Source organism: Mycobacterium sp. TH-M11, from assembly GCF_057473725.1.
Genome location: NZ_JBYCLD010000194.1, coordinates 1 through 23438, shown reverse-complemented (window position 1 = coordinate 23438; position 23438 = coordinate 1). Strand labels below are relative to the sequence as shown.

At 65.6% G+C, this 23438-nt stretch carries 24 protein-coding genes; 5 read left to right on the top strand and 19 right to left on the bottom strand.

The genetic code is table 11. The features are described 5' to 3' along the window. On the top strand, positions 1 to 397 hold a 397-nt coding region (locus tag AC2VOG_RS08615; protein ID WP_486939492.1), incomplete at its 5' end, for a TVP38/TMEM64 family protein. Here the strand turns inward: AC2VOG_RS08615 and AC2VOG_RS08610 are convergent. The 4 genes from AC2VOG_RS08610 to AC2VOG_RS08595 all read right to left on the bottom strand — a co-directional run bounded on the left by AC2VOG_RS08610 (position 394) and on the right by AC2VOG_RS08595 (position 3824). Then, positions 394 to 1719: an MFS transporter gene (locus tag AC2VOG_RS08610; RefSeq protein WP_486939496.1), complete on the bottom strand. Its 1326-nt coding sequence runs from the start codon at positions 1717 to 1719 to the stop codon at positions 394 to 396. The genes AC2VOG_RS08615 and AC2VOG_RS08610 overlap by 4 nt on opposite strands. 148 nt (positions 1720 to 1867) lie before the next feature. Further along, entirely contained in the window at positions 1868 to 2224 is a 357-nt protein-coding gene (locus AC2VOG_RS08605; protein WP_486939491.1) for a DoxX family protein, read from the bottom strand. A gap of 1 nt (position 2225) precedes the next feature. Continuing rightward, entirely contained in the window at positions 2226 to 3365 is a 1140-nt protein-coding gene (locus AC2VOG_RS08600) for an SPFH domain-containing protein (protein ID WP_486939490.1), read from the bottom strand. A gap of 27 nt (positions 3366 to 3392) precedes the next feature. After that, positions 3393 to 3824: an NfeD family protein gene (locus AC2VOG_RS08595; RefSeq protein WP_486939489.1), complete on the bottom strand. Its 432-nt coding sequence runs from the start codon at positions 3822 to 3824 to the stop codon at positions 3393 to 3395. A gap of 58 nt (positions 3825 to 3882) precedes the next feature. Here AC2VOG_RS08595 and AC2VOG_RS08590 point away from each other — a divergent pair, with 58 nt between their 5' ends. After that, positions 3883 to 4740, top strand: coding sequence for a hypothetical protein (locus AC2VOG_RS08590; RefSeq protein WP_486939488.1), 858 nt, complete (start codon positions 3883 to 3885; stop codon positions 4738 to 4740). Here AC2VOG_RS08590 and AC2VOG_RS08585 read toward each other — a convergent pair. The 9 genes from AC2VOG_RS08585 to AC2VOG_RS08545 all read right to left on the bottom strand — a co-directional run bounded on the left by AC2VOG_RS08585 (position 4737) and on the right by AC2VOG_RS08545 (position 13740). Next, on the bottom strand, positions 4737 to 5747 hold the full coding sequence (locus tag AC2VOG_RS08585) for a ferrochelatase (protein WP_486939487.1): 1011 nt from the start codon (positions 5745 to 5747) through the stop codon (positions 4737 to 4739). The genes AC2VOG_RS08590 and AC2VOG_RS08585 overlap by 4 nt on opposite strands. A 6-nt stretch (positions 5748 to 5753) precedes the next feature. Continuing rightward, positions 5754 to 6563 (bottom strand): NADH-dependent enoyl-ACP reductase InhA, encoded by an 810-nt coding sequence (gene inhA / locus AC2VOG_RS08580; protein ID WP_486939486.1) that lies wholly within the window; start codon positions 6561 to 6563, stop codon positions 5754 to 5756. A gap of 26 nt (positions 6564 to 6589) precedes the next feature. Then, positions 6590 to 7333: a 3-oxoacyl-ACP reductase FabG1 gene (gene fabG1 / locus AC2VOG_RS08575; protein WP_486939485.1), complete on the bottom strand. Its 744-nt coding sequence runs from the start codon at positions 7331 to 7333 to the stop codon at positions 6590 to 6592. Positions 7334 to 7396: 63 nt separating this feature from the next. Then, positions 7397 to 8404, bottom strand: coding sequence for a VWA domain-containing protein (locus AC2VOG_RS08570; RefSeq protein WP_486939484.1), 1008 nt, complete (start codon positions 8402 to 8404; stop codon positions 7397 to 7399). Between the two features lie 43 nt (positions 8405 to 8447). Beyond that, a complete protein-coding gene (locus AC2VOG_RS08565) occupies positions 8448 to 9359 on the bottom strand; it encodes a DUF58 domain-containing protein (protein WP_486939495.1) in 912 nt (303 codons plus the stop codon). A 59-nt stretch (positions 9360 to 9418) separates the two neighbouring features. Beyond that, positions 9419 to 10552 (bottom strand): chaperone MoxR1, encoded by a 1134-nt coding sequence (gene moxR1 / locus AC2VOG_RS08560; RefSeq protein WP_486939483.1) that lies wholly within the window; start codon positions 10550 to 10552, stop codon positions 9419 to 9421. A gap of 166 nt (positions 10553 to 10718) precedes the next feature. Next, positions 10719 to 11441, bottom strand: a complete 723-nt coding sequence (gene ripB / locus AC2VOG_RS08555) for an NlpC/P60 family peptidoglycan endopeptidase RipB (protein WP_486939494.1) — start codon at positions 11439 to 11441, stop codon at positions 10719 to 10721. A gap of 16 nt (positions 11442 to 11457) precedes the next feature. Further along, positions 11458 to 12909 (bottom strand): NlpC/P60 family peptidoglycan endopeptidase RipA, encoded by a 1452-nt coding sequence (gene ripA, locus AC2VOG_RS08550; RefSeq protein WP_486939482.1) that lies wholly within the window; start codon positions 12907 to 12909, stop codon positions 11458 to 11460. A gap of 249 nt (positions 12910 to 13158) precedes the next feature. Next, complete coding sequence (locus AC2VOG_RS08545; protein WP_486939481.1) at positions 13159 to 13740, bottom strand: Rv1476 family membrane protein; 582 nt, start codon at positions 13738 to 13740, stop codon at positions 13159 to 13161. Between the two features lie 219 nt (positions 13741 to 13959). Between AC2VOG_RS08545 and AC2VOG_RS08540 the strand changes: the two genes are divergently transcribed. Beyond that, a complete protein-coding gene (locus AC2VOG_RS08540) occupies positions 13960 to 16794 on the top strand; it encodes an aconitate hydratase (protein ID WP_486939480.1) in 2835 nt (944 codons plus the stop codon). Between the two features lie 23 nt (positions 16795 to 16817). After that, complete coding sequence (locus AC2VOG_RS08535; protein WP_486939479.1) at positions 16818 to 17381, top strand: TetR/AcrR family transcriptional regulator; 564 nt, start codon at positions 16818 to 16820, stop codon at positions 17379 to 17381. 12 nt (positions 17382 to 17393) lie between these two features. Here AC2VOG_RS08535 and AC2VOG_RS08530 read toward each other — a convergent pair whose 3' ends face one another. The 5 genes from AC2VOG_RS08530 to AC2VOG_RS08510 all read right to left on the bottom strand — a co-directional run bounded on the left by AC2VOG_RS08530 (position 17394) and on the right by AC2VOG_RS08510 (position 20876). Beyond that, a complete protein-coding gene (locus AC2VOG_RS08530; protein WP_486939478.1) occupies positions 17394 to 17585 on the bottom strand; it encodes a helix-turn-helix domain-containing protein in 192 nt (63 codons plus the stop codon). Between the two features lie 115 nt (positions 17586 to 17700). After that, positions 17701 to 19329, bottom strand: coding sequence for an ABC-F family ATP-binding cassette domain-containing protein (locus tag AC2VOG_RS08525; protein WP_486939477.1), 1629 nt, complete (start codon positions 19327 to 19329; stop codon positions 17701 to 17703). A gap of 24 nt (positions 19330 to 19353) precedes the next feature. After that, on the bottom strand, positions 19354 to 20157 hold the full coding sequence (locus tag AC2VOG_RS08520; protein ID WP_486939493.1) for an enoyl-CoA hydratase: 804 nt from the start codon (positions 20155 to 20157) through the stop codon (positions 19354 to 19356). 159 nt (positions 20158 to 20316) lie between these two features. Beyond that, entirely contained in the window at positions 20317 to 20676 is a 360-nt protein-coding gene (gene trxA / locus AC2VOG_RS08515) for a thioredoxin (RefSeq protein WP_486939476.1), read from the bottom strand. Beyond that, positions 20673 to 20876, bottom strand: a complete 204-nt coding sequence (locus tag AC2VOG_RS08510; protein ID WP_486939475.1) for a hypothetical protein — start codon at positions 20874 to 20876, stop codon at positions 20673 to 20675. The genes trxA and AC2VOG_RS08510 overlap by 4 nt, the downstream gene beginning before the upstream one ends. A gap of 216 nt (positions 20877 to 21092) precedes the next feature. On the opposite strand from AC2VOG_RS08510, the gene AC2VOG_RS08505 reads away from it, so the two are divergent. Further along, positions 21093 to 21848 carry a DUF5666 domain-containing protein gene (locus AC2VOG_RS08505; protein WP_486939474.1) on the top strand — a complete coding sequence of 252 codons (756 nt, stop codon included), beginning with the start codon at positions 21093 to 21095 and terminating at the stop codon, positions 21846 to 21848. A gap of 279 nt (positions 21849 to 22127) precedes the next feature. Here the strand turns inward: AC2VOG_RS08505 and AC2VOG_RS08500 are convergent. Further along, on the bottom strand, positions 22128 to 23438 hold a 1311-nt coding region (locus AC2VOG_RS08500), incomplete at its 5' end, for a glucose-6-phosphate dehydrogenase (protein WP_486939473.1).

The following is a 23438-nucleotide window of genomic DNA, read 5'->3' as shown; positions in this document are numbered from 1 at the left end:
CGCCGTCGAGCGGCTCGATTCCCGGCTACGCGAGCGGGGCTGGGTCGCGGTGATGTCGCTGCGGCTGATCCCGCTGGTGCCGTTCGCGCCGCTCAATTACGCCGTCGGCGCGTCCGGGGTCCGGCTGCTGCCCTACACCGTGGCCACCGTGGCCGGCCTGCTTCCCGGCACGTCTGCCGTGGTCATCCTCGGCGACGCACTCACCGGTGATGTCAGCCCGCTGCTGTTTACGGTGTCGCTGTGTACTGGGGTAGTCGGAATCACGTTGCTGGCATATGAGATTCGGCTACATCGTCGGCATGCGGGAACACCGGCGACGGATGCCGGGATACCTGCCGCAGTGCCCGGTCACTGCAGCGCCGGCGCCACCGCCCTAGACCGCTGCCGGTCGAGCTAGTCGTAACCCTGCGCAAGTGCGCGGGCCTCTTTTTCGGTCTCGACGGTGGGTGGCGATCCGGGCAGTCGCTTGCCGGCCACTTCGGGGGTGAACGCCAAGGTCACGAATCCCACCACCCCTGCCACGATCAGCATGTACGCCGGCACCATGGTGTTGTGGGTGCCCGAGACCAACGCTTGAGCGATCAGCGGCGTGGTCCCGCCGAGCGCGGAGATCGAGACGTTGTAGGAGATGGCCAGCGCACCGTTGCGGACATTGGTCGGAAACAGCGCCGGCATCGTGGCCGGCGAAGTGCTGTCGAAGCACAGTTCCATCAGTCCGAGAAGCAGCACCCCAGCGAAGATCAGCGGGTAGCCGCCACCGTGCTGGATGAGCAGAAACGCCGGGACCGACGCCGCGATCAGCAGCACACAACCAGCACGCATAATCGGCTTCACGCCGATTCGGTCGGACAGCGCCGCGACGGACACCAGCAGGATCGCCACGATGGTCAACGTCCCAGTGATCATCGCCAGCCCGGCCGTATGGCCGATGTGGACTATCACCTTGAGGTACGTCGGCAGATAGCCGGTCAGCATGTAGTCGGCGGCGTTGGAGGTGTAGACCAGTGCCGCGCAGATCAGCATTGGCTTCCATTGCTCGGCGATGGTGCGCCGATACTGGCCGGAGTCGTCCGCGGGCGGCGCCTGCCGGTTCTCATCCTGGTAAGCGGGCGACTCCTCGAGTCGCATCCGCATGAATACCGCGACCAGCCCCAGCGGCGCGCTCAGCACCAACGGCACCCGCCAGCCCCAGGTCAGCATGTCGTGGCTCGGGAGCCAGGTCTGCAACCCGGTGACGATCAGACCCGCTGCGACGAATCCAGCCAGGTTGCCCAGCGGCAGAAACCCCACCAGTCTGCCGCGTTTGCGGTCCGGGGCCTGCTCGACGATGTAGGTCATCGCCCCGACATATTCGCCGCCGGTCGACAGTCCCTGGAAGACACGTCCGACAACCAGCAGGATCGGCGCCCAGATTCCGATAGTGCTGTAGTCCGGCAGCAGGCCGGTGCCGGTCGTGCCCACCGTCATCAGCGCGATCGTGATCACCAGCACGCGCTTGCGCCCAATGCGGTCGCCGAGGGGACCGAAGATGAGGCCCCCGATCGGGCGAACGACGAACGCGGCCGCCAGGGTGCTGAAAGTGGCGATCAGATGGACCGCGCTGACGCTGTTACCGGGATAGAAAACCTGCGCGATCGTGGTGGCGATATAGCCGTAAACCCCGAAGTCGTACCACTCCATGAAGTTGCCGATCGAAGCGCCCTTGATGGATTGACGCATCATCTCGGGGTCGGTGACCTGGATCTGGTCGCGGGTCCACCGTCGCCGGCGTCCTCGACCGAGGCCGGGAAGCCGGCGTGCGGTATTCATCGAGAAGTCAGGTACCCAATACCTGCCGCTTTGAAAGCGGTAGTGATGAACCCCGCATCTAGCGCTGTTCGGGTCCTTTCACCGTCAGGGCCACGTAGGTCGCCAGAAAAGACGCGGCGGGGACGACGTTGACGAGGCGGTCGCGGGCCCGGAGATGGGCACCGACCGCAAGCGCGAAGTACAACGTCAGCATGGCGGTGGTCAGCCGCGCCAATGCCGGAAACCGCCCGGCAGAGAGCAATCCGACTGCCGAGGCCGCTTTGGAGGTCGGCAGCAGCCAACGGATTCCCTGCGGAACCCCTAGCGCGTCAAGGGTTTTTGCGATCGGCGCGACGGGGATCGCGCATGCCACCGCGTCGGCAGCCTGGAAGACGGCCAGTCCCGCGTAGGTTTTCGGCGATGTCAGGCCGGCCATCTCAGTGCTCCAACTCGTGCTGGGGCGGCAACCCGCCGTCGACCGGTTTGCGGGCGTCGGCCTCGGCCTTGGCCACCGCCTGCAGGAGAGCCGGGTCGGTCTCGGTGGAGAACCAGTCGGCCACGTCCGAGTCGTCCTCGGGCTTGGGTGGGGTGCTGTCGACCGGTGAGGGCACGAAACGGAACACCCCGTCGTCACCGGGAGCCCCGAGCAACTTGGTGAAGCCCTGCAACGCCGTGCCGAAATCGCTGGGCACCACCCACACCTTGTTGGCGCTGCCCTCGGCGATTTTCGGCAGGGTCTGCAAGTACTGGTAGGCCAGCATCTCCGGGGTGGGCCGACCGGCCTTGATGGCCGCGAAGGTCTTCTCGATCGCCTTGGCCTGTCCCTGCGCCTGCAGGTAAGCCGCGGCCCGCTCACCCTGCGCCCGCAGCATCCGGGATTGCCGGTCGGCCTCGGCGGCCAGGATCGCCGCCTGCTTGGCGCCTTCGGCGGCCAGGATCTGCGACTGCTTCTCCCCTTCGGCCTGCGTGATCGAAGCCTGCCGCATACCCTCGGCGGTCAGGATAACGGCGCGCTTCTCCCGGTCGGCCTTCATCTGCTTTTCCATCGAGGCCTGAATCGACGGCGGCGGATCAATACTGCGCAATTCCACCCGCGCCACCCGCAGCCCCCAGCGTCCGGTGGCTTCGTCGAGCACACCGCGCAGCTGACCGTTGATCTGATCGCGTGAGGTCAGCGTCTGCTCCAGCGTCATGCCGCCGACGACGTTGCGCAGCGTGGTGGTGGTCAACTGCTCGACACCCACGATGTAGTTGCTGATCTCGTAGACCGCGGCCTGCGGGCTGGTCACCTGGAAATACACCACGGTGTCGATGTTCAGGGTCAGGTTGTCCTCGGTGATCACCGGCTGCGGCGGGAACGACACCACCCGTTCACGCAGGTCCACCCGGGCGCGAACCCGGTCGATGAACGGGATCAGCAGGGTCAGCTGCCCACTGATCGTGCGGCTGTAGCGCCCCAGCCGTTCGATCACCGCTGCCTCGGCCTGCGGGATCAGCGTCACCGACTTGGCCACCACGATGATCGCGAATACCACCAGCGCGGCGAAAAAAACCAGCCCGGCCGTTGCACCCTGCATGGAAATCTCCTAAGCCTCTGAAAACGATTACGGATTCCAGACCACGGCGGTGGCCCCATCAATACGCATCACGGTGACCTCTGCGCCGGGTTCGAACTCGTCACCCTCATTCATTGGCCTCGCGGTCCACACCTGACCGTCCACCTTCACCTGGCCCTCGTCGCGGGCTACCCGGTCGAGCACCAGCGCGCGCTTGCCCTCCAGCGCTTCGATGCCCGTGGTCAGGCTGTTCAGCGGGGTCAGCCGCCGCCGAAGAGCCGGTCGGACCAGCGCCAGCAGCAGCACCGACACCACCAGGAACACGGCACCGTCGGCCCAGATCGGGGCGTCGAGCAGCCAGCTGAATCCGGCTGCGGCCAGCGCGCCACCACCGAGCATGAGCAGGGACATGTCACCGGTGAGCGCCTCGGCACCGGCCAGACCCAACGCGACGATGAGCCAGATCACAGCCGCGGACATGCCGTCAGGATATCGCGTGATCGGCCCGGCACCGCGCGAACAACTAGACTGCGAATCCATGTGGTGCCCAAGCGCAACGCTCTCGGTCTGGGCCAATGCCTGGCTGGCCGGCCAGGCTGCACCCGACGACGTTCTCGACGCGTTATCCTGCTGGGCGCCAACACAATCGGTGACCGCATACGATGCGGTCGCGGCCGGGCGCACCGGTCTCCCCTGGCCTGACATCCACGATGCGGGCGTGGTGTCGCTGCTCCAGACGCTGCGGATGGCCGCCGGACGGTCGCCAGTGGGCACACCGTCGATCTCGGTGGTGCTGCCGATTCCCGGCGATGCCCGCGGGCTGGCACCGGGAACCCAATTCGAACGGGACGCGATAGCGGCCGGCGAGGCGGTGATCGTCACCAGCCCAGGCGATCCCGGCGTCGCTGTCGGATTGGTGCCCGAATTCGAGTACGACGGTTCCGATGGCGACCCGGTGATACCCGAACTGGCCGCGCTGTCATGGACGGTCTATTCCCTGCCCGCCGCCCCGATGCTCGACCACATCCCGCTCGGCGAAGCCGAGTATGAACTGCGGCTGGCGGTGCGGTCCGCGGCGGACGCGCTCACCGCGATCGGGCTCGGATCCACCGGAGCCGATGTCGACGATCCGCGCGGGATGGTGGAGCAGTTGCTGGAATCCACGCGCCACCATCAGGTACCCGAGCTCGCACCTTCGCGCGCCGTGCGGGTGCTGGAAAACGCGGCGCATGTCGACGCGATCATCACGGTCAGCGCCGGGCTGAGCAGAATCGGCACCCAGTCGTTGTCCGAGGAGCAGATCGCCACTGACGCGCTACGGCCGCTGGCCACGGTTGTGCGGTCGGCGAGAATGGCTGCGCTCAGCGCGATTCTGTACACCGCCTGGCAGCGCTAAGCCTCGAAATCGGCAACGCAGTGCGGGGGGCGGCACGGCTCGCCGTTGACGGCGGCCGCACAACCGGGCACCGAATCTGCTCCGATCACCCGCGCCGGGGCACGTCTGAGCCGAAGCTCGTCGATCAGATCGACTGCGAGCCGGGCGAATCGGGGGTCGGCGTTGGGTGTGCTCACCCGCGCGAATGCGACGCCGGCCGCGTCGGTCTGTTCACGCAGTTCGGTGTCGAGATCCCACACCACCTCGATGTGATCGGCGACGAACCCGATAGGGCAGACGATGATCGCCCTGGTGCCGGTCTCGGCAAGTGCCGCAACGTGATCGGCGACGTCGGGTTCCAGCCAGGCCACCTGCGGTGGGCCAGACCGTGACTGCCAGACTACGTCGTAGTCGTCGTAACCGGCGGCCGATGCGACAAGCTGTGCCGCATAACGCACTTGGCGGCTGTACAGCTTCGGGCCGAGGCGGTCGTCGGCGGCGATCGGGACCGAATGCGCGGTGAAGACCAGGCGGGCTTCAGCGGGCACCGTCTCCGCCGCTGCGGCGACGTTGTCGGCGAACATCTCGACGAACAGTGGGTGGTCGAAGTAGCGCCGCAATTTCACCAGTTCCGGCGCATCCGAACCGGCCGCGCGCCGGGCCCGGTCGAGGTCCTCGGAGTACTGAGTGCAGCCCGAGTAGCCACTCCACGCCGACGTGCTGAACACCGCGGCACGCCGAACACCGTTGTCGCGCATGCTCACAACGGCGTCTTCGACGTACGGTTCCCAGTTGCGGTTACCGAAGTAGACCGGGATGTCCAACTGGGCCCGCAGCTGGGCGATCAGGTCCCGGTTGATCCGGTTGATCGGCGACACCCCGCCGAAATGCAGGTAGTGCTGGGCCACGTCGTCGAGCCGTTCCGGTGGCACGTTACGGCCCCGGGTGACGTTCTCCAGGAACGGGCGAACCTGCTCAGGCGCCTCTGGCCCACCGAAGGACAGCAGCAGGACCGCGTCGAATTCCATGAGCGGCTAGAGCAACTGCGTGCTGGCGCCGCCGTCGGCGTAGACGATGGTGCCGGTGGTGGCCGGCAGCCAGTCCGACAGCAGCGCGCACACCGTCTTGGCCACCGGCGTCGGGTCTTTCATGTTCCATCCGATGGGCGCCCGCTGGTCCCAGCCCTCCTCGAGCAGTTGCATCTGGGCACCCGCTTCGTCGCCGAGCGCGCCGCCGACGATCGCGCTCATCGCCAATGTCCGGATCGGTCCAGCGGCAACCAGATTCGATCGCACACCGAACTTGCCAGCCTCGCGCGCGACGAACCGGTTGACCGATTCCAGCGCGCTCTTGGCCACCGTCATCCAGTTGTACGCCGGCATCGCCCGGCTCGGGTCGAAGTCCATTCCGACGATGGAGCCACCGGGATTCATGATCGGCAGCAGCGCCTTGGCCAGCGAGGCGTACGAATACGCCGAGATGTGAATGCCTTTGGAGACGTCCTCATAGGGGGCGTCGAAGAACGGGTTGATCCCCATCCCGGTCTGCGGCATGAAGCCGATTGAATGCACGACGCCGTCGAGCTTGTTGCCGTCGCCGATGACCTCGGTCACCCGCTCGGCCAGGGTGTCGAGGTGCTTGTCGTCCTGCACGTTGAGTTCGATCAGCGGGGCCTTCTGCGGCAACCGGTCGGCGATGCGCTGGATCAGCCGCAGCCGGTCGAATCCGGTCAGCACCAATTGGGCGCCCGCTTCTTGGGCCACCTTGGCGATGTGAAACGCGATCGACGCGTCGGTGATGATCCCGCTGACCAGGATCCGTTTGCCTTCGAGCAGTCCTGCCATGTCTGTTCTCGACCGTCCTTCTGTCATCAGTGACCCATGCCCATGCCGCCGTCGACCGGGATGACCGCACCGGAGATGTAGCTGGCGTCCTCGGACGCCAGGAAGCTGACCACCCCGGCGACCTCCGCGGCGGTACCGACCCGCTTGGCCGGGATGAACTCCAGCGCACCTGCTTGGATGCGCTCGTCTAGCGCCCGGGTCATGTCGGTGTCGATGTAGCCCGGAGCCACCACGTTGGCCGTCACGTTGGCTTTGGACAACTCCCGCGATATCGACCGGGCCATGCCGATCAGGCCGGCTTTGGAAGCAGCATAGTTGGCCTGGTTGCCGATGCCCCAGCTAGCCGATACCGAGCCGATGAAGATCAAGCGGCCGAACCGCTTGCGCTGCATGCTGCGCGAGGCCCGCTGGACCACCCGGAACGCCCCGGTGAGGTTGGCGTCGATGACCTTCTCGAATCGTTCCTCGGTCATCCGGATGAGAAATGCGTCCGCGGAGACCCCGGCGTTGGACACCACCACCTCGACGGGGCCCTGGTGCTCCTCGACGGCGGTGAAGGCGCGGTCGACGGCTTCGCTGTCGGTGACGTCGCATTCGACGCCGAACAACCCGTCAGGTGAACCCGACCCGCGGTGTGTGACGGCGACTTTGTGGCCGTCGGCGGCCAGTCGCTGAGCGATCGCCAGCCCGATCCCCCGGTTACCGCCGGTGACCAGGACCGAACGAGACACGAATGGAGGCTTGCCGCCGTCAGTGGCTACGTCAGTCACTCCGACAACCTATCGCTTGACCGCAGCGGCCCCGAAATCGCCCGGCGTTGGTGTGCAACGGAACTAGGTCGGCAGCCGCCGGTTGATCAGCAGTGCCGCAAGCCCGGCCAACGCCAACACCAATGAACCCAGCCGCAGCCAGCCCACGCTGGCGTCGCCGCGGATCGTCTCGTAGCCGATCTGCTGCTGCAGTGAGGCGTAGACCTGTTTGAGTTCCTGCAGGTTCGAGGCGTCGTAGTGGTTACCGCCGGACAGTTCGGCAACCTTCTTCATCGTGCTGTCGTCCACCGGCACCGGCTGGCGTTGGCCGTTGATCTCCACGAAGCCGTACGGGGTGCCGAACGAAATAGTCGAGATCGGCACGCCTTGGTCCTTGGCGGTACGCGCCGCGGTGAACGCCCCCTTGGGATTGTCCGGATTGGTCGGCATCGTCTCCTTGCCGTCGGAGAACAGCACGATACGGGCCGGCGGCGGGGTGTCGCCGCCACCGATCACCGCACCGACCGTGGCGATGGCCTGCAACGCGGTGAAGATGCCCTCGCCGGTGGCGGTGCGGTCGGCGAACTGCAGCTTGTCCAGCGCGGCTTTAGTTGCGTCGCGGTTGGTAGTCGGCTGGACGAGCACCGTCGAGGTGCCCGCGTAGGCGATCAGGCCGAGGTTGATCCCGGGGGTCAGCTCGTCGGCGAACTCCTTGGCCGCCACTTCGGCTGCGGCCATCCGGTTGGGTTCGACATCGGTGGCCCGCATGGACTGCGAGACGTCGATGACCAGCATCACGACCGCGCGATTACGCGGAATCCGGACGTCGTGCGTCGGTCCGGCCATGGCGATGGTGAACAGCACCAGCGAAGCCATCAGCAGGATCGCCGAGAGGTGCCGCCAACGCGTGGGTTGCTTGGGTGCAACGCTTTCCAACAGCTCCATGTTGGCGAACCGAAGCATCCGGCGCTGACGGGCCAACTGCACAAACACGTAGAGCGCAACCAGGGCCGCGATCACCACCAGGAAAAGAAAAAACCACGCGTGGGCAAAGCCGGAGAGCGTCATCGGTCCAAGTAGCGGCAATGTCATAGCTGACCCTTGGTGTTGAGGCCCGCCGCGTGCACGCCGGAAGTCACTGGCGCCCCGCCAGTGCACCGCGCCGGCGGGATTCGACGAAACGGACGATGTCGGCGATCCAGTCGCGGTCGGTGCGCAGCGACAGCAACGGCGCCCCGCAACTACGCAGCGTGCGGGCCACCTCGGCGCGATGTGCCGCAGCGGCTCTCGCGAAGTCGTCGCGCAGTTGCTCGTCGATGGTGAATTCACGGGAACGCCCGCTCTCGGCGTCCTGCAAGATCACATCGCCGACATCGGGCAACTCGACGTCGCGAGGATCCAGGACCTCCACGCCGAGCACCTCGTGGCGCGCAGCGATGGCACGTAATGGCCGCATCCAGTTGATCGGGCCGAGGAAGTCACTGATAACCACCGCCATCCCGCGACGACGTTCCGGACGGCGCAAGGCGTCGATGGCCACCGACAGATCACCACGCACCCCCACCGGAGCCTTGGGCATCGTGGCAATGGTGCGCAGCAGGGTCTGCTCGTGCTGCCGTCCTGAGCGAGCCGGCACGCGAGTTACCTTCTCACCGTTGGCAATCACCGCACCGAGCCGGTTTCCGCCGCCGCTGTTCAGGAACGTGATCGCGGCCGCAGCGGCCACCGCCAGATCCCGCTTCTCGCAGACCGTCGTACCGAAGTCCAGGCTGGCTGACATGTCGACCACCAGCCAGGTCTCCAGCTCGCGGTCGGCGATCATCTGCCGAACGTGTGGATGGGTGGTACGCGCTGTGACCGCCCAGTCCATCCGGCGCACGTCGTCGCCGGGTTGATACTCGCGGGACTCCCCCGGCTCCGATCCAGGGCCCGGGATCAGGCCGAGGTGGTCGCCGTGCAGGACGCCGTCGAGCTTGCGTTTGACCGTGAGCTCGAGCGTCCGCAGCGCCGCCGACAGCTTGGGGTCGTCGATCTTCCCGCGCTGCATCGACGGCGGATGGGCAGCCGCAGACCGATCCGCCTTGTCCGCGGCGGAGTTGCTATCCGTCACCGACCGCTGGCCGCACCCGCGGCCTGCATCGCCGGAGGCGCCGAATGACCTTGCTGCGGAACAGCATTCACTTGTGGCATCCCGACGGTCTGCAATACCCGATTGATGACGACCTCCGACGTGATCTCGTCGGCCAGCGCGTCGTAGGTGAGTACCAACCGGTGCCGGAGCACGTCGGGGATCACCTCGACGATGTCCTGCGGGATCACGTAGTCGCGCCCACGGACCAAAGCGAGCGAACGCGAGGCCGCGATGATGCCCAGCGAGGCACGCGGCGAGGCGCCGAACGAGATCCAGCTCTTGACGTCGTTCATGCCGAGCTGCTCGGGATGGCGGGTGGCCGTGACCACGCGGACGACGTAGTCGACCAACGCGTGGTGGACGAAGTTGTTCGCGGCGAGTTCCTGCAGCCGCAGCAAATCGCCGGTGTTCAGGATCTGCTTGGGCTCCGGAGGCTTCACGCCCATCCGGTAGATGATCTCGCGCTCTTCTTCGGGCGACGGATAGCTGACATTGATCTTGAACAGGAAGCGGTCCCGCTGCGCCTCAGGCAGGGGGTAGACGCCTTCGTGCTCGATCGGGTTCTGGGTGGCCATCACCAGGAACGGGTTGGGCAACGGGAACCTCTTGCCACCGATCGACACCTGGCGCTCCTGCATGACCTCCAGCAGCGCCGATTGCACCTTGGCCGGTGCACGGTTGATCTCGTCGGCGAGCAGGAAGTTGGCGACCACCGGGCCGAGCTCGGTGTCGAACTCCTCTTTACCGGCCCGGTAGATGCGGGTACCGATGATGTCGGTGGGCACCAGGTCGGGGGTGAACTGGATGCGGGCGAACGTTCCGCCGACCACTTTCGCGAAGGTCTCCACGGCCAGGGTCTTCGCGACACCGGGCACGCCCTCGAGCAGCACGTGGCCTCTGGACAGCAGGCCGACAAGCATCCGCTCGACGAGCTGGTCCTGGCCGACGATGATCCGTTTGACCTCGAAGATAGCCCGTTCCAAGGTGTGCACCTCGGCGGCCAAGCCGTTGCCGCCACCGCCGGGGGCCGCGTGCGCAGATGCCGCTGAAGCACCGCCCGGACCCGAGTAACCGCTGGTGCCCGGCGGCGGCCCGCCTGCTGATGTCATCGATTACCCTCCACGGCTCAACCTTCCAACGCTTGATCAGACGCGACCGCTCGTACCACGAACGACGCGGGGCAGCGCGTGCCCTGGTTCAACTATTCCAGGCCACCCGGAATCCGTCGACGTGGCCCACCTGGCGACGAGGCGGGCCACGCACCGACCCGACGGCTCAGTACTCGATGATCCGGGTCAAAAACGGCGTCATGCCCGATGTGCGGACCGGGCTGATCGTGACTTTGCCGGCGCTGCCCGACGCCTCCAGCATCTGCCCGTTGCCCAGATAGATGGTGACGTGCTGGCCGCCGCCAGGCCCGTAGAAGATCAGGTCGCCGCGCTTGGCCTGCGACGGCGGGATGTGGCGACCGGCCTTGTACTGGTCCCCCGAGAACCTGGGCAACAACACGCCCACCCCGGCAAAGCTGTAGCGGACCAGGCCCGAACAGTCGAAGCCGACGGTATTGGCGCCGGAGTCGATCCCTTTGCTCGGCGCGTTGGGCGTGCCGCCGCCCCATGAGTAAGGCACACCCATCTGCGAGGAGCCGCGGCGAATCACGTATTCAACGGCCTGCCGACCGTAGACCCGGGGTATCCCGTTGGCACCGGTGCTGGGCGGACTACCACCGAGGTTGATACCGAGGCCGCTGAGAAACTGCTGGCCCAGACCGAGCGTCGTCTGGGTGGCGTTGGCAGTCGCCTGCAGCGACTGGTTGGCAAGAGCCACCGGGTCACCGGGTGCGCCCGCGCTGATCGTCGGCGGCAGCGTCGGGTCCCACCCGCCATCCTCCGCCTCAGCCGGCGCCGCCAGCCCGATGAGCAGGCTGATGGCGGCCAGTACCGGCCAGGCCACTGTGGTCCGGCATGATCGTCTGGAGTGCGTAAACCCTTGGCGCATGAATCCTTTCACCGCGTCAGTATTCGATGTAGCGGACCACGTAGGGGGTCATGCCGCTGGTGCGAACCGGAGCGACCCGGACCTTCAGCCCGACGTCGGGCGCCTCGAGCATCTGGCCCTGGCCGAGGTAGATCGTCACGTGCTGGCTACCGCCCGGCCCGTAGAAGATGACGTCACCGCGGCGCATCTGTGAGGCCGGGATCTTGCGGCCCAATTCGTACTGCGCGCCCGAGTAGTGCGGCAGCTTGATGCCCACACCGGCGAACGAGTAGAGCACCAGGCCGGAGCAGTCGAAGCCGGTCGTTCCCGAGCCCGAACCGATGCCCTTGCCGGGACCGGCCGCGGTGCCACCGCCCCACGAGTAGGGCACCCCGAGCTGCGAAAGGCCGCGCCGGATCACGTACTCGGAGGCCTGCCGCCCGTAGACCCGCGGAATCTTGCCGTTAGTGAAACCTGTTGGCGTGGGCGCTAAGCCGAGCTGCTGCAGAAACTGGTGACCCATGTTCGAGGTGACTTCTGACGAGGTCGCCGAAATGCCGAGAACCTTGTTCAGGACCGCGATCGGGTCACCGGGGACGTTGGCGCTGGGCACCATCGGCAGCGTGGGGTCCCAGGCGCCGTCCCAGTTGCCGCCGTTGCCCTGCGGCCGGTTGGGTGAACCCGGCGCGGCCGGGTCCCACCGGTCTCCGGTGGACCTTGATGGCCCTGATGGCCCTGACGTCGAAGCCGCCTTTCCTCTCCCGGCATCCGGTCCGCCCGCGGATGCCGACCAATTGCGGGCGGCGTCGAGTCTGGATTGGGCCGCGTTGCGCTCTTCGGCCAGTCGCGTGATTTCTTGCTGCTGCTCGCCGAACTTGCGGTGGGCTTCGGTCAGCGCCGTCACCGCGGCGTTCTGGCTGGCCTGTGCCTCGCCGACGGCCTTGTCGGCCTTCTGCTTTGCCAAGCGCGCCGTGGATTCTTTGTTCAGCTGCTGGGTGCGCGCGCGCTGCAGGTCATCCATCACCTGGTGCGCACTGGCGGCCAAGGCCTGGCCGGCGGCCGCCGTCGCGATCATGTCGTCGGGGTTCTTCGCGGTGAGGTAGCTGTCCGAGGGGCCGTTGACGTAGCTGGCGACCGCGAAACGGTCAAACCGCTTCTGCGCAACGGCAATTGCCGCGTCGGCGTCCTTGACCGATTGCCGGCTGGCATCGACGTCGCGTTGGGTGGCCGCTGCATTGTCACGCGCGGTCTCGACGTCGACTACCGCCTTGTTGACGCTTTCCTCCTCGGTCTGGATCTGCGCGTTGAGATCTTGCAGACGCTGGTTTGCCTGCGCGACATCGGCGATCAGCTTCGCCATCGAGTCCGGGTCGGCCTTGGCCAGACCGGGCGTGCCCAGCAGCAGAGCCACGGCGATAACCGCGGGACCCACTCGATGGATAAGGGTGGTCGCCGGTCGGGCAGACGAGCCGCGGCGGTTGCGTCTCATTCGACTCGGGTCTCCTTGGCTCAACGCGGGCGGATGGCGCTGGCACTCCGAGCCCCCAGTTATCACTGGAAGCACGAATAAACCAGTTGCATCCTCTGCACCGTAAGTCACATCTGACCCAGTGGAAACTTAAGTCACAAACTACAAGTCTGTTCTTCTGAGAACTGTGACCCTACGGTGACATCACTAATTTGCTCGCGTTCGCGGTGCCCGCGTTGACGCTATCCAACACGAGATAAATACCTCATGTCAGGCGGTGTGCTCGGCACTTTCAGCCGCCGCGTTCGCGTCCGAGCGCGACGTTGCTGAGCGCTTGGCCCGAGATTGCAAGAAGCGGGTCCCGACAACCGCCGCCAGCACCCCGATGAGCACCACGATGGTGAACGGCGTCCAGGGGAATTGCGGCGTCTGGAGTTGATGCAGAAAATTCTGCGCCGAGAGCACGCTGTTGCCCGTCTTGGCGTGATCCTCCCCGATCTCCAGCGTCGACCGCGGAAAATGGGTGCTGTAGGAGCCGACGTAGTTCGGGCTGAGCACTAGCACGGTCGCGTCGGGATGTTGGGAGCCGACCACTGTGGCGATGTCGCGCAGCGGAGTGTCATTCGGCGGATTACGATCCAGCACCACGATCTTCAGATCGATGCCATGGTCGTGGGCCTGGTCGATCAACTCGACCAAGTCGGGCGCGACGGACGGCGGCGCGCTGATGTTGCCCGCGGTGATCTGATGCTGCACGATCGACAGGCATTCATCGGGGTTGGTCGCCGGATCGACACCGAGGGTGCCGCAGATCTCGCCCGGAATGTACGTCGGCGCGTGCGGGGTGGTCACGGATGAAACCGTACCGCCCGACGGCGGAGGTGACAGCAGGCGACCGGGCACAAGAAATGCAAGTTTTTGGGGTCCACGAGAATGCAGGACAAGCGTACTGTTAGGGTTGACCGCGCACGCCGACACGGCCCGTCGGCGAACAGAGCTCGCGGGGATCGCACGCGCGGCATAGCCGGGCGCGGCGGGTCGCCGTCGATGAGACAGATGTCGGGAGTTGATGTGAGCAGCAAAGATTCGGCGAATTCATTCGGAGCCAAGGACACCTTGCAGGTCGGCGGCAATAGTTACCAGATCTATCGGTTGGACGCGGTTCCGGGCACAGAAAAGCTCCCCTACAGCTTGAAAGTGCTCGCCGAAAACCTGCTGCGCAACGAAGACGGCAGCAACATCACCAAAAGCCACATCGAGGCGATCGCCCAGTGGGATCCCACAGCAGAGCCCAGCATCGAGATCCAATACACGCCCGCACGGGTGGTGATGCAGGACTTCACCGGCGTCCCCTGCATCGTCGACCTGGCGACCATGCGTGAGGCCGTCGCCGCCTTGGGCGGCGATCCCAACAAGGTGAACCCGCTGGCGCCTGCCGACCTGGTGATCGACCACTCGGTGATCATCGACTTGTTCGGCACCGCCGACGCTTTCGAGCGCAACGTCGAGATCGAATACCAGCGCAACGGCGAGCGCTACCAGTTCCTACGCTGGGGCCAGGGCGCGTTCGACGACTTCAAGGTGGTGCCGCCGGGCACCGGCATCGTGCACCAGGTCAACATCGAATACCTGGCCAGCGTCGTGATGGCGCGTAACGGACAGGCCTACCCCGACACCTGCGTCGGCACCGACTCGCACACCACGATGGTCAACGGCCTCGGCGTGCTGGGCTGGGGGGTCGGCGGCATCGAGGCCGAAGCCGCCATGCTCGGCCAGCCGGTGTCGATGCTCATCCCCCGGGTTGTCGGTTTCAAGCTGACCGGCGAGATCAAGCCGGGCGTCACCGCGACTGACGTGGTGCTCACCGTCACCGAGAAGCTGCGCAAGCACGGCGTTGTCGGCAAGTTCGTCGAGTTCTACGGCAAGGGTGTGGCCGAGGTGCCGTTGGCAAACCGCGCCACTCTGGGCAACATGAGCCCCGAATTCGGTTCTACCGCAGCGATTTTCCCGATCGACCAGGAGACCATCGACTACCTGAAGTTCACCGGCCGCACGCCAGAGCAGGTTGCCCTGGTCGAGGCCTACGCCAAAGAGCAGGGCCTGTGGCACAACCCCGAGCACGAGCCGGCGTTCTCCGAATACCTCGAGCTCGACCTGTCCGAGGTCGTCCCCTCGATCGCCGGCCCGAAGCGGCCGCAAGACCGGATCGTGCTTTCCGAAGCCAAGTCCACCTTCCGCAAGCAGATCCCCGACTACGTCGGCGACGGCTCCGGAAAGAAGGGCTACTCCAAACTCGACGAGACGCTCGACGAGACGTTCCCGGCCAGCGACCCCGGCGAGCAAACGAACGGCCACGCTGACGACGCCCCGGTGGTGTATTCGGCCGCCAAGAACGCCAACGGTCGGGTGAGCAACCCGGTGCAAGTCAAATCCGACGAGCGCGGCGAATTCGTGATCGATCACGGTGCGGTGGTGATCGCCGCGATCACGTCGTGCACCAACACCTCCAACCCCGAGGTGATGCTCGGCGCGGCACTGTTGGCCCGCAACGCCGTGGAGAAGGGCCTGACGTCGAAGCCGTGGGTGAAGACGTCGATGGCACCGGGCTCGCAGGTCGTCACCGCCTACTACGACAAGGCCGGTTTGTGGCCGTATTTGGAGAAGCTGGGCTTCTACCTGGTCGGTTACGGCTGCACCACCTGCATCGGCAACTCCGGCCCGCTGCCCGAAGAAATCTCGAAGGCCATCAACGACAACGACCTCACCGTGACCGCGGTGTTGTCGGGCAACCGAAACTTCGAAGGTCGGATCAGCCCGGACGTGAAGATGAACTACCTGGCCTCGCCGCCGCTGGTGGTGGCCTATGCGCTGGCCGGATCGCTGGACTTCGACTTCGACTCCGACCCGCTCGGTACCGACAAAGACGGCAATGACGTCTTCCTCAAAGACATCTGGCCGTCGCAGAAGGACGTCTCGGACGTCATCGCCTCGTCGATCAACAAGGAGATGTTCGTCGACAACTACGCCGACGTGTTCAAGGGCGACGAGCGGTGGCGCAACCTGCCGACTCCAAGCGGCAACACCTTCGAGTGGGGTTCTGATTCGACGTATGTGCGCAAACCTCCGTACTTCGAGGGCATGCCCGCCGATCCGGAGCCCGTCAGCGACATCACCGGTGCGCGGGTACTCGCGCTGCTGGGTGATTCGGTGACCACCGACCACATCTCCCCCGCTAGCAGCATCAAGCCGGGAACGCCTGCCGCGCAATACCTTGACGAGCACGGCGTCGCGCGCAAGGACTACAACTCCTTCGGTTCACGGCGCGGCAACCACGAGGTGATGATCCGCGGCACGTTCGCCAACATCCGGCTCAGCAACCAGGTACTCGCCGGGTTGGGGGAGGTCGTCTCGGGTGGCTACACCCGCGACTTCACCCAGGAAGGTGCCCCGCAGGCCTTCATCTACGACGCGGCGCAAAACTATGCGGCACAAGACATTCCGCTGGTGGTCTTGGGCGGCAAGGAGTACGGGTCCGGCTCGTCCCGCGACTGGGCGGCCAAGGGTACCCGGCTGCTCGGCGTGCGCGCGGTGATTGCCGAGTCGTTCGAACGCATCCACCGGTCCAACCTGATCGGGATGGGCGTCATCCCGCTGCAATTCCCGCAGGGCAAGTCGGCCAAGGACCTTGGCCTGGACGGCACCGAGGTGTTCGACATCACCGGCATCGAGGAACTCAACAACGGCAAGACGCCGAAGACGGTGCACGTGAAGGCCACCAAAGACGGTGACACGACAGTGGAATTCGACGCCGTAGTGCGCATCGACACTCCTGGTGAAGCCGATTACTACCGCAACGGCGGCATCCTGCAGTACGTGTTGCGCAACATGCTCAGGTCGAGCCAGTAGCCAAGGCCTAACGGAGAGCGGCCGTGCCCAAGGTCAGCCAGGACCATCTGGCGGCCCGGCGCCGTCAGATCCTTGACGGTGCCCGCGGCTGCTTCGCCGAATTTGGCTACGACGGCGCGACGGTGCGCCGCCTCGAGCAGGCGATCGGGCTGTCGCGCGGGGCGATTTTCCATCACTTCCGCGACAAGGACACGCTATTTTTCGAGCTCGCGCACGAGGATGCCGAGCGGATGGCCGACATCGCGTCCCGCGAAGGTCTGGTCCAGGTGATGCGCGACATGCTGGCCGCCCCTGAGCAGTTCGACTGGCTCGCCACGCGGCTGGAGATCGCGCGAAAGCTGCGCCACGACCCGGAGTTCCACCAGGAGTGGACCGACCGGTCAGCGGAGCTGGCAGCTGCGACGATCGAGCGCCTGCGTCGCCAGAAGCTGGCCGGCCGGGTTCGCGACGACGTGCCCAGCGACGTCTTGCAGTGCTATCTGGACTTGGTGCTGGACGGGCTGGTGGCCAAAGTGGCCTCCGGTGAAGACACCCAGTTACTCACCGCTGTCCTCGATCTCGTCGAGGGCTCCGTCCGTCAGAGCTGATTCGACGCGTGCTCAACGCGTTCGGGTGCGGTGGTTGGGACCGCCGCGACTGCGCATCGTGGTGCCCGACTCGCGCAGCATGCTGTGGATCGAGCCGTACGACCGGCCCGTCGACCCGACCAGCATCCGGATGCTGGCTCCGCTTTCGTAGGCAGTGCGCAATTCGCGCAGCACCTCATCGCGCGGCTTTTTCGATTTCCTCATCGGCCCCTCCCCGCTTGAACGTCGAGCCCCAACACCAAAGCGTAAGAACCCGCGTGGACCCGCGCGGCGAATTGACCAAATCCTCTGCTATGAAACGAAAGTTGCGTCGCGCCGATCAGGCCAGCTCGATGAGATCCCGGTATTCATCCGACCAATGGTCCTCGGTTCCGTCCGGCAGCAGGACGACGCGCTGCGGGTCCAGCGCCGCGGCGGCACCCGGATCGTGGGTGACCAGCACGACTGCTCCGGCGTAGCTGCGCAACGCATCCAGAACCTGTTCGCGCGACGCTGGATCGAGGTTGTTGGTCGGCTCGTCGAGCAGCAAGACGTTGGCTGTGGAGGCCACCAGGCCGGCGAGCGCCAGGCGGGTCTTCTCACCGCCGGACAGCGTTCCGGCCGGTTGGTCGAGCTGGGCACCGGTGAACATGAACGCGCCGAGTAGGCCGCGCAGGTCTTGCTCGCCGGAGTCGGGAGCGGCGTGGCGAATGTTCTCCCACACACTCGCGGCATCGTCGAGGGTGTCGTGCTCTTGGGCGAAATAGCCGACTTTCACCCCATGTCCGGGCTCGATCGTCCCGGCATCCGCTTGTTCGACACCTGCCAGCAAGCGCAACAGTGTGGTCTTCCCGGCACCGTTGAGTCCGAGCACCACCACCCGGGAACCGCGGTCGATCGCCAAATCGAGACCGCTGAAAATCTCCAGCGAGCCGTAGGTCTTCGTCAACCCGGACGCGGTCAGCGGTGTGCGACCACACGCCGACGGACTCGGAAATTTGATCCGCGCCACCTTGTCGGCTACCCGTTCGGCGTCGAGCGCGGCCATCATCCGATCGGCACGGCGCAACATGTTCTGCGCCGCAACGGCTTTGGTGGCCTTAGCGCCCATTTTCGCGGCCTGGGCACGTAGCGCGGTGGCCTTCTTCTCCGCATTGGCACGCTCTCGGCGACGGCGCTGCTCGTCGGTGGCGCGCGCGTCGAGATACTTCTGCCAGCCCATGTTGTAGACGTCGGCTTCACCACGCACGGCATCCAGGAACCAGACCCGGTTGACGACGTCGGCCAGCAGATCGACGTTGTGGCTGATGACCACCAGCCCGCCGGAGTGATTACGCAAGAAGTCCCGCAACCAGCCGATCGAGTCGGCGTCGAGGTGGTTGGTCGGCTCGTCGAGTAGGAGCGTAGTGGCCGATCCCGAACCGCTGTCGGAGGCGGCGAACAAGATCCTGGCCAGCTCCACGCGACGGCGCTGGCCGCCAGACAGGGTTCGCAACTGCTGGGTCAGGACGCGGTCAGGCAGCCCGAGGCTGGCGCAGATGCGGCCCGCTTCGCTTTCGGCGCCGTAACCGCCGAGCGCGGCGAAGCGCTCTTCGAGTTGGCCGTATTTACGGATGGCCCGATCGCGCGCGTCATCGTCGGCGACTTCGGCCATCAGCACCTGCTGCTTCTCCAAATCGGTGAGCAGGGTGTCCAAGCCACGGGCCGACAACACCCGGTCGCGGGCCAGCACGTCGAGGTCGCCCTCCTTGGGATCCTGCGGTAGATAGCCGATCTCACCCGTGCGGGTGACGGCTCCCGCGTACGGCTCCCCCTCGCCGGCCAGGATGCGCAGGGTCGTGGTCTTGCCGGCGCCGTTGCGCCCGACCAGCCCGATCCGATCACCGGGCTGGATCCGCAGGGCCGGGCCGTCGGCATACAGGAGAGTGCGCGCGCCTGCGCGGACCTCGAGGTCCGTAGCCGTAATCACGGTCATTCTCCTTGCGGGGATCTGTTACTTGTCGTCGGTGAACACCGGCGGACGCTTCTCGGCGCGCGCGGCAACGGCTTCTTCGAAGTTGCCGGTGAGCAGGCGGACGAAGAGCTGTCCCAATCCCTCGGCCTGCATGTGCCCTTCCAGGCTAGCGGCGTCCAGTCCACTCCAAAGTGTGCGCTTGGTCAACTCGACGCCCGGCCGGGAGAACGCCGCGATCCGCTCGGCCATGTCGTAGCAGGTCTTCAGCAGTTGGTCCTCGGGGACCTGACGCGACACCAGCCCGATCCGCTCGGCCTCGTCGGCGTCGACGTCGCGGCCGGTCAGCATGATCTCGAAGGCCCGCGACGAGCCGATCGCGCGCGGCAGCAGATAGCTCAACCCCAACTCACTGGCGGTCAGCCCGTTGTTGATGCCCGCCGCTCGGAAATACGCGCCGTGCGACGCGACCCGGATGTCGGCGGCCAGCGCCAGGCAGAGCCCGCCGCCGATCGCGGCGCCGTTCACCGCGGCGATCACCGGTTGGTGCAGCTTGCGCAGCGCCAAGATCACATCGTCGAGGATCGCCATCGAGCGCAGCGCATAGGTGGGGCGGGTGAGGTCTTGCACGTGCGGCACCGAGCCGGCCGACTTGTGATCGGCACCCGAGGAGAAGCCTTTCCCCGCGCCGGTCAGCACGACCACCCGAACCGAATTGTCGTGGGTGATGTCCTCCAGCACCTCTTTGAGCGGCACCATGACGTCGAAGGCCATGGAGTTCATCCGCTCGGGCCGGTTCAGGGTGACCAGCGCAACGTGCGGACGCGGATGTTCGACGAGGACCATGCTCACCGTTGAACGGTAACTGGACGACGATGCGAATTGCGAAGCAATCCGCTGAGGAGTCCGGTTATCGAGCCCAGTCTGGACGACGATGCGAATTGCGAAGCAATCCGCTGAGGAGTCCAGTTATCGAGCCCAGTCCACCCCTCGCGCCGGTTCAGCTCAGAGCTGCTCGCTCTGCGTCGCGGTCGCGGCGTCGACGTCGAAATCCTTGATCTGCTGAACCAGATCCTCCAGCGCGGCCGGCGGCAGCGCGCCGGCCTGGTTGAACACCAGCTTGCCCTTCTTGAAGGCCATCAGCGTAGGTATCGAGCGGATCTGCGCGGCCGCGGCGAGTTCCTGCTCGGCTTCGGTGTCCACCTTGGCGTGCACCACGTCGGGGTGTTTGTCCGCCGAGGCAGAGAAGGTGGGCGCGAACTGGCGGCACGGTCCGCACCAAGAGGCCCAGAAGTCGACAAGCACGATGTCGTTGCCGTTGATCGTCTCGTTGAACTGTGCAGCGGTGAGGTCTTGGGTAGTCACGAACTGGTCAACGCTGCGGGATACCGGAGTGTTCCCAGGATGAGATGGCCGCAGGCGCCGCGGACCCTGGCAGCGTGCCGCGCGGCCGATCGCTGGAGGACGCCGTGCCCGTCCTCGACGACCCAGACCCGTGATTGCATCCCTTCGGCGACCAGCTGGTCGAATGTCGCCCACAACTGACCGGTCGGGACGGGATCCACTGCCACTCGTCGGCGCAGATCACACACACGTCCGCTGCGGCGCAGGTTGTGCACAGTCAGAACGTGGCCACCAGCCGAATTTGCGACTGGCATGTCACACGAGGCCGCCCAGGAACGGAGCCCATAATTGTCCTGTTCAGCCGCGCAGCGGGTACTCCCGCAACACAACGCCTCGATCGGAGAATCCTCATGCCAGCCACCACCCATCGACGTGGAGTGACTCGACTCACGATCCTCGCGGTCGCCGGCGCCACCGCCGTGTCACTGGCCGCGTGCGGAAGTTCGAACAACGACCACGCAGCCAAACCCAGCACCTCGGCGAGCCCGACTCCTCCGCCCAAGCCACCGGTACCGGTACCGGTACCGGTACCGCCCATGGGTCATGACGAGGTCGAGGGCTTGGTCAGATCGGTGTCTGGAAACACCATCGAGCTGACGCAGCGAGATCGGACGCCGGCAACGGTAGACTTCACACCGTCGACAATGGTCACCGAGCTCGAGCCGGCCACGTTGAGCGACGTCATCAAGGGCAGCTGCGTCGATGTCGAGGCGGCGGCGCCGAACGGTCCGCCGGGTGGACCGGTCACAGCTTCGGGTGTGACGATCAGCCCGTCCGAAGGCGGCAAGTGCCCTCCGCCCCCGCCCGCAGGACCAGGTGAAAATCCTGCGGTCTTCGGCATCGTCGACTCGGTTGCGGGGAACGCGATCACCGTCGACAGCATCGATCCCGCCAGCAAGCCCACGCACGTCACGGTGCACGTCGCCGACACGACCACCTACAACAAGAACGCGCTCACCAACGCGCAAGCGATCCAGAACGGTAAATGCATGGCGGCGTTGGGAACCAAGGACGGCGGGGTGCTGCACGCCGCGACCATCGACCTCGAACCATGCCCACCGATGGGTCGCCCGCATCACCACTTTCACTTCCCGTTCCCGATTCCGCACCTGCCCCACTTTCGGCACTACTAGGGTTGACGGTGGGCTGACGGACGTTGATCTTCACCGCCATCCAGTCAGTCGGCTTCGGCCGCACCGGGCTGGCCGAAATTCACCCGGTGTCGCCGGCTATCACGAATTCCACGAGCCGCTGGTTGAGGACAGCGGCAAGCCGCTCCTGACAACGGGTTTAGCGGCTGTAGAGCAAGCAGCGGGTTGGGCGGCAGCCCAGCGGCACGTCGAGACATCGGAACTGCGTGATGCGCCGATTATTACGCCGCCTCAGCGATCCCCCTTGGCGATGAAGCGCCGTTATGTCTTGTCGCGCCAACCGCGTTCGAACGGCAGCCGCCAAGCCCGCGGGGCGATCAGCGGATGCACGGCGTTGGGACCCCACGAATCGAGGTCGTAGCTGCGCACCGGCGGCGGATCCTCGAGCAGCGGCGCCGACACTTCCCACAGTCGCTCGATGCCCTCCGCCGTGTTGTACAGCGTGTGGTCACCGCGCATCGCGTCCAGAATCAGGCGCTCGTAAGCCTCGAGGACATCGCCGGCGTGGCCCGTTTCCTCCATGGTGAACTGCAGGCTGAGCTTGTCCAACTTCATGCCGGGCCCCGGCCGCTTGCCGTAGAACGACAGCGACATCTTCGACACGTCGGCAAGGTCGAACGTCAGGTGATCCGGACCCTTTTGTCCTACACCGGATCCCGGCGGGAACATGCTGCGCGGCGGCTCGTGGAACGCGATCGAGATGATCCGCTGACCCTCGGCCAGTCCCTTGCCGGTACGCAGGAAGAACGGGACTCCCGCCCAGCGCCAATTGTCGATCTCGCATTTGAGCGCGACGAACGTCTCGGTGTCGGATTCCGCGGACACGCCGGGCATACCACGATAGCCGCGGTACTGTCCGCGCACGACATGATTGGTGTCGAGGGGGCGCATCGAACGGAACACCTTGTTTTTCTCGCTGCTGATTGCTTCCGGCGCCAACTCGGTGGGTGGCTCCATCGCGACGAAAGCCAGGATCTGGAACAGGTGGGTGACGACCATGTCTTTGAACGCACCCACGGATTCGTAGAACTGGGCGCGATTCTCGACGGTGAGGCGCTCTGGGACATCGATCTGGACGTGATCAATGAATTGGCGGTTCCAGATCGGCTCGAAGAGTCCGTTGGCGAACCGGAACGCGAGGATGTTCTGAGCGGCTTCCTTACCCAGGAAGTGGTCGATCCGAAAAATCTGCTCCTCGTCGAATCGTTCGTGGATCGCCTTGTTGAGGTCCCGCGCGCTCTTCAGGTCGACACCGAACGGCTTCTCCATGACGACTCGGGCGCCCTTGGCCAGGTTGGCCTTGTGCAAGGTGTCCATCACGCTCATAACCGCCTTCGGCGGGACGCTCAGGTAGTGCAGTAAGCGAGCCTCGCCGCCGAGTGCCTCGGTTTGCTCGGCTACCGCGCGGGCGAGGGTTTCGGGCCCGTCCAGCTGCGACACGAACACCAAATTGGCGATGAACTGGTCGAAGAGTTCTTCAGAGACGTCGTGACGGGCGAACTCTTTGCAGGCTTTGTATGCCAGTTTGCGAAAGCTGTCGCTGTCCATCTCGTCGAGCGAGGTTCCGATGAC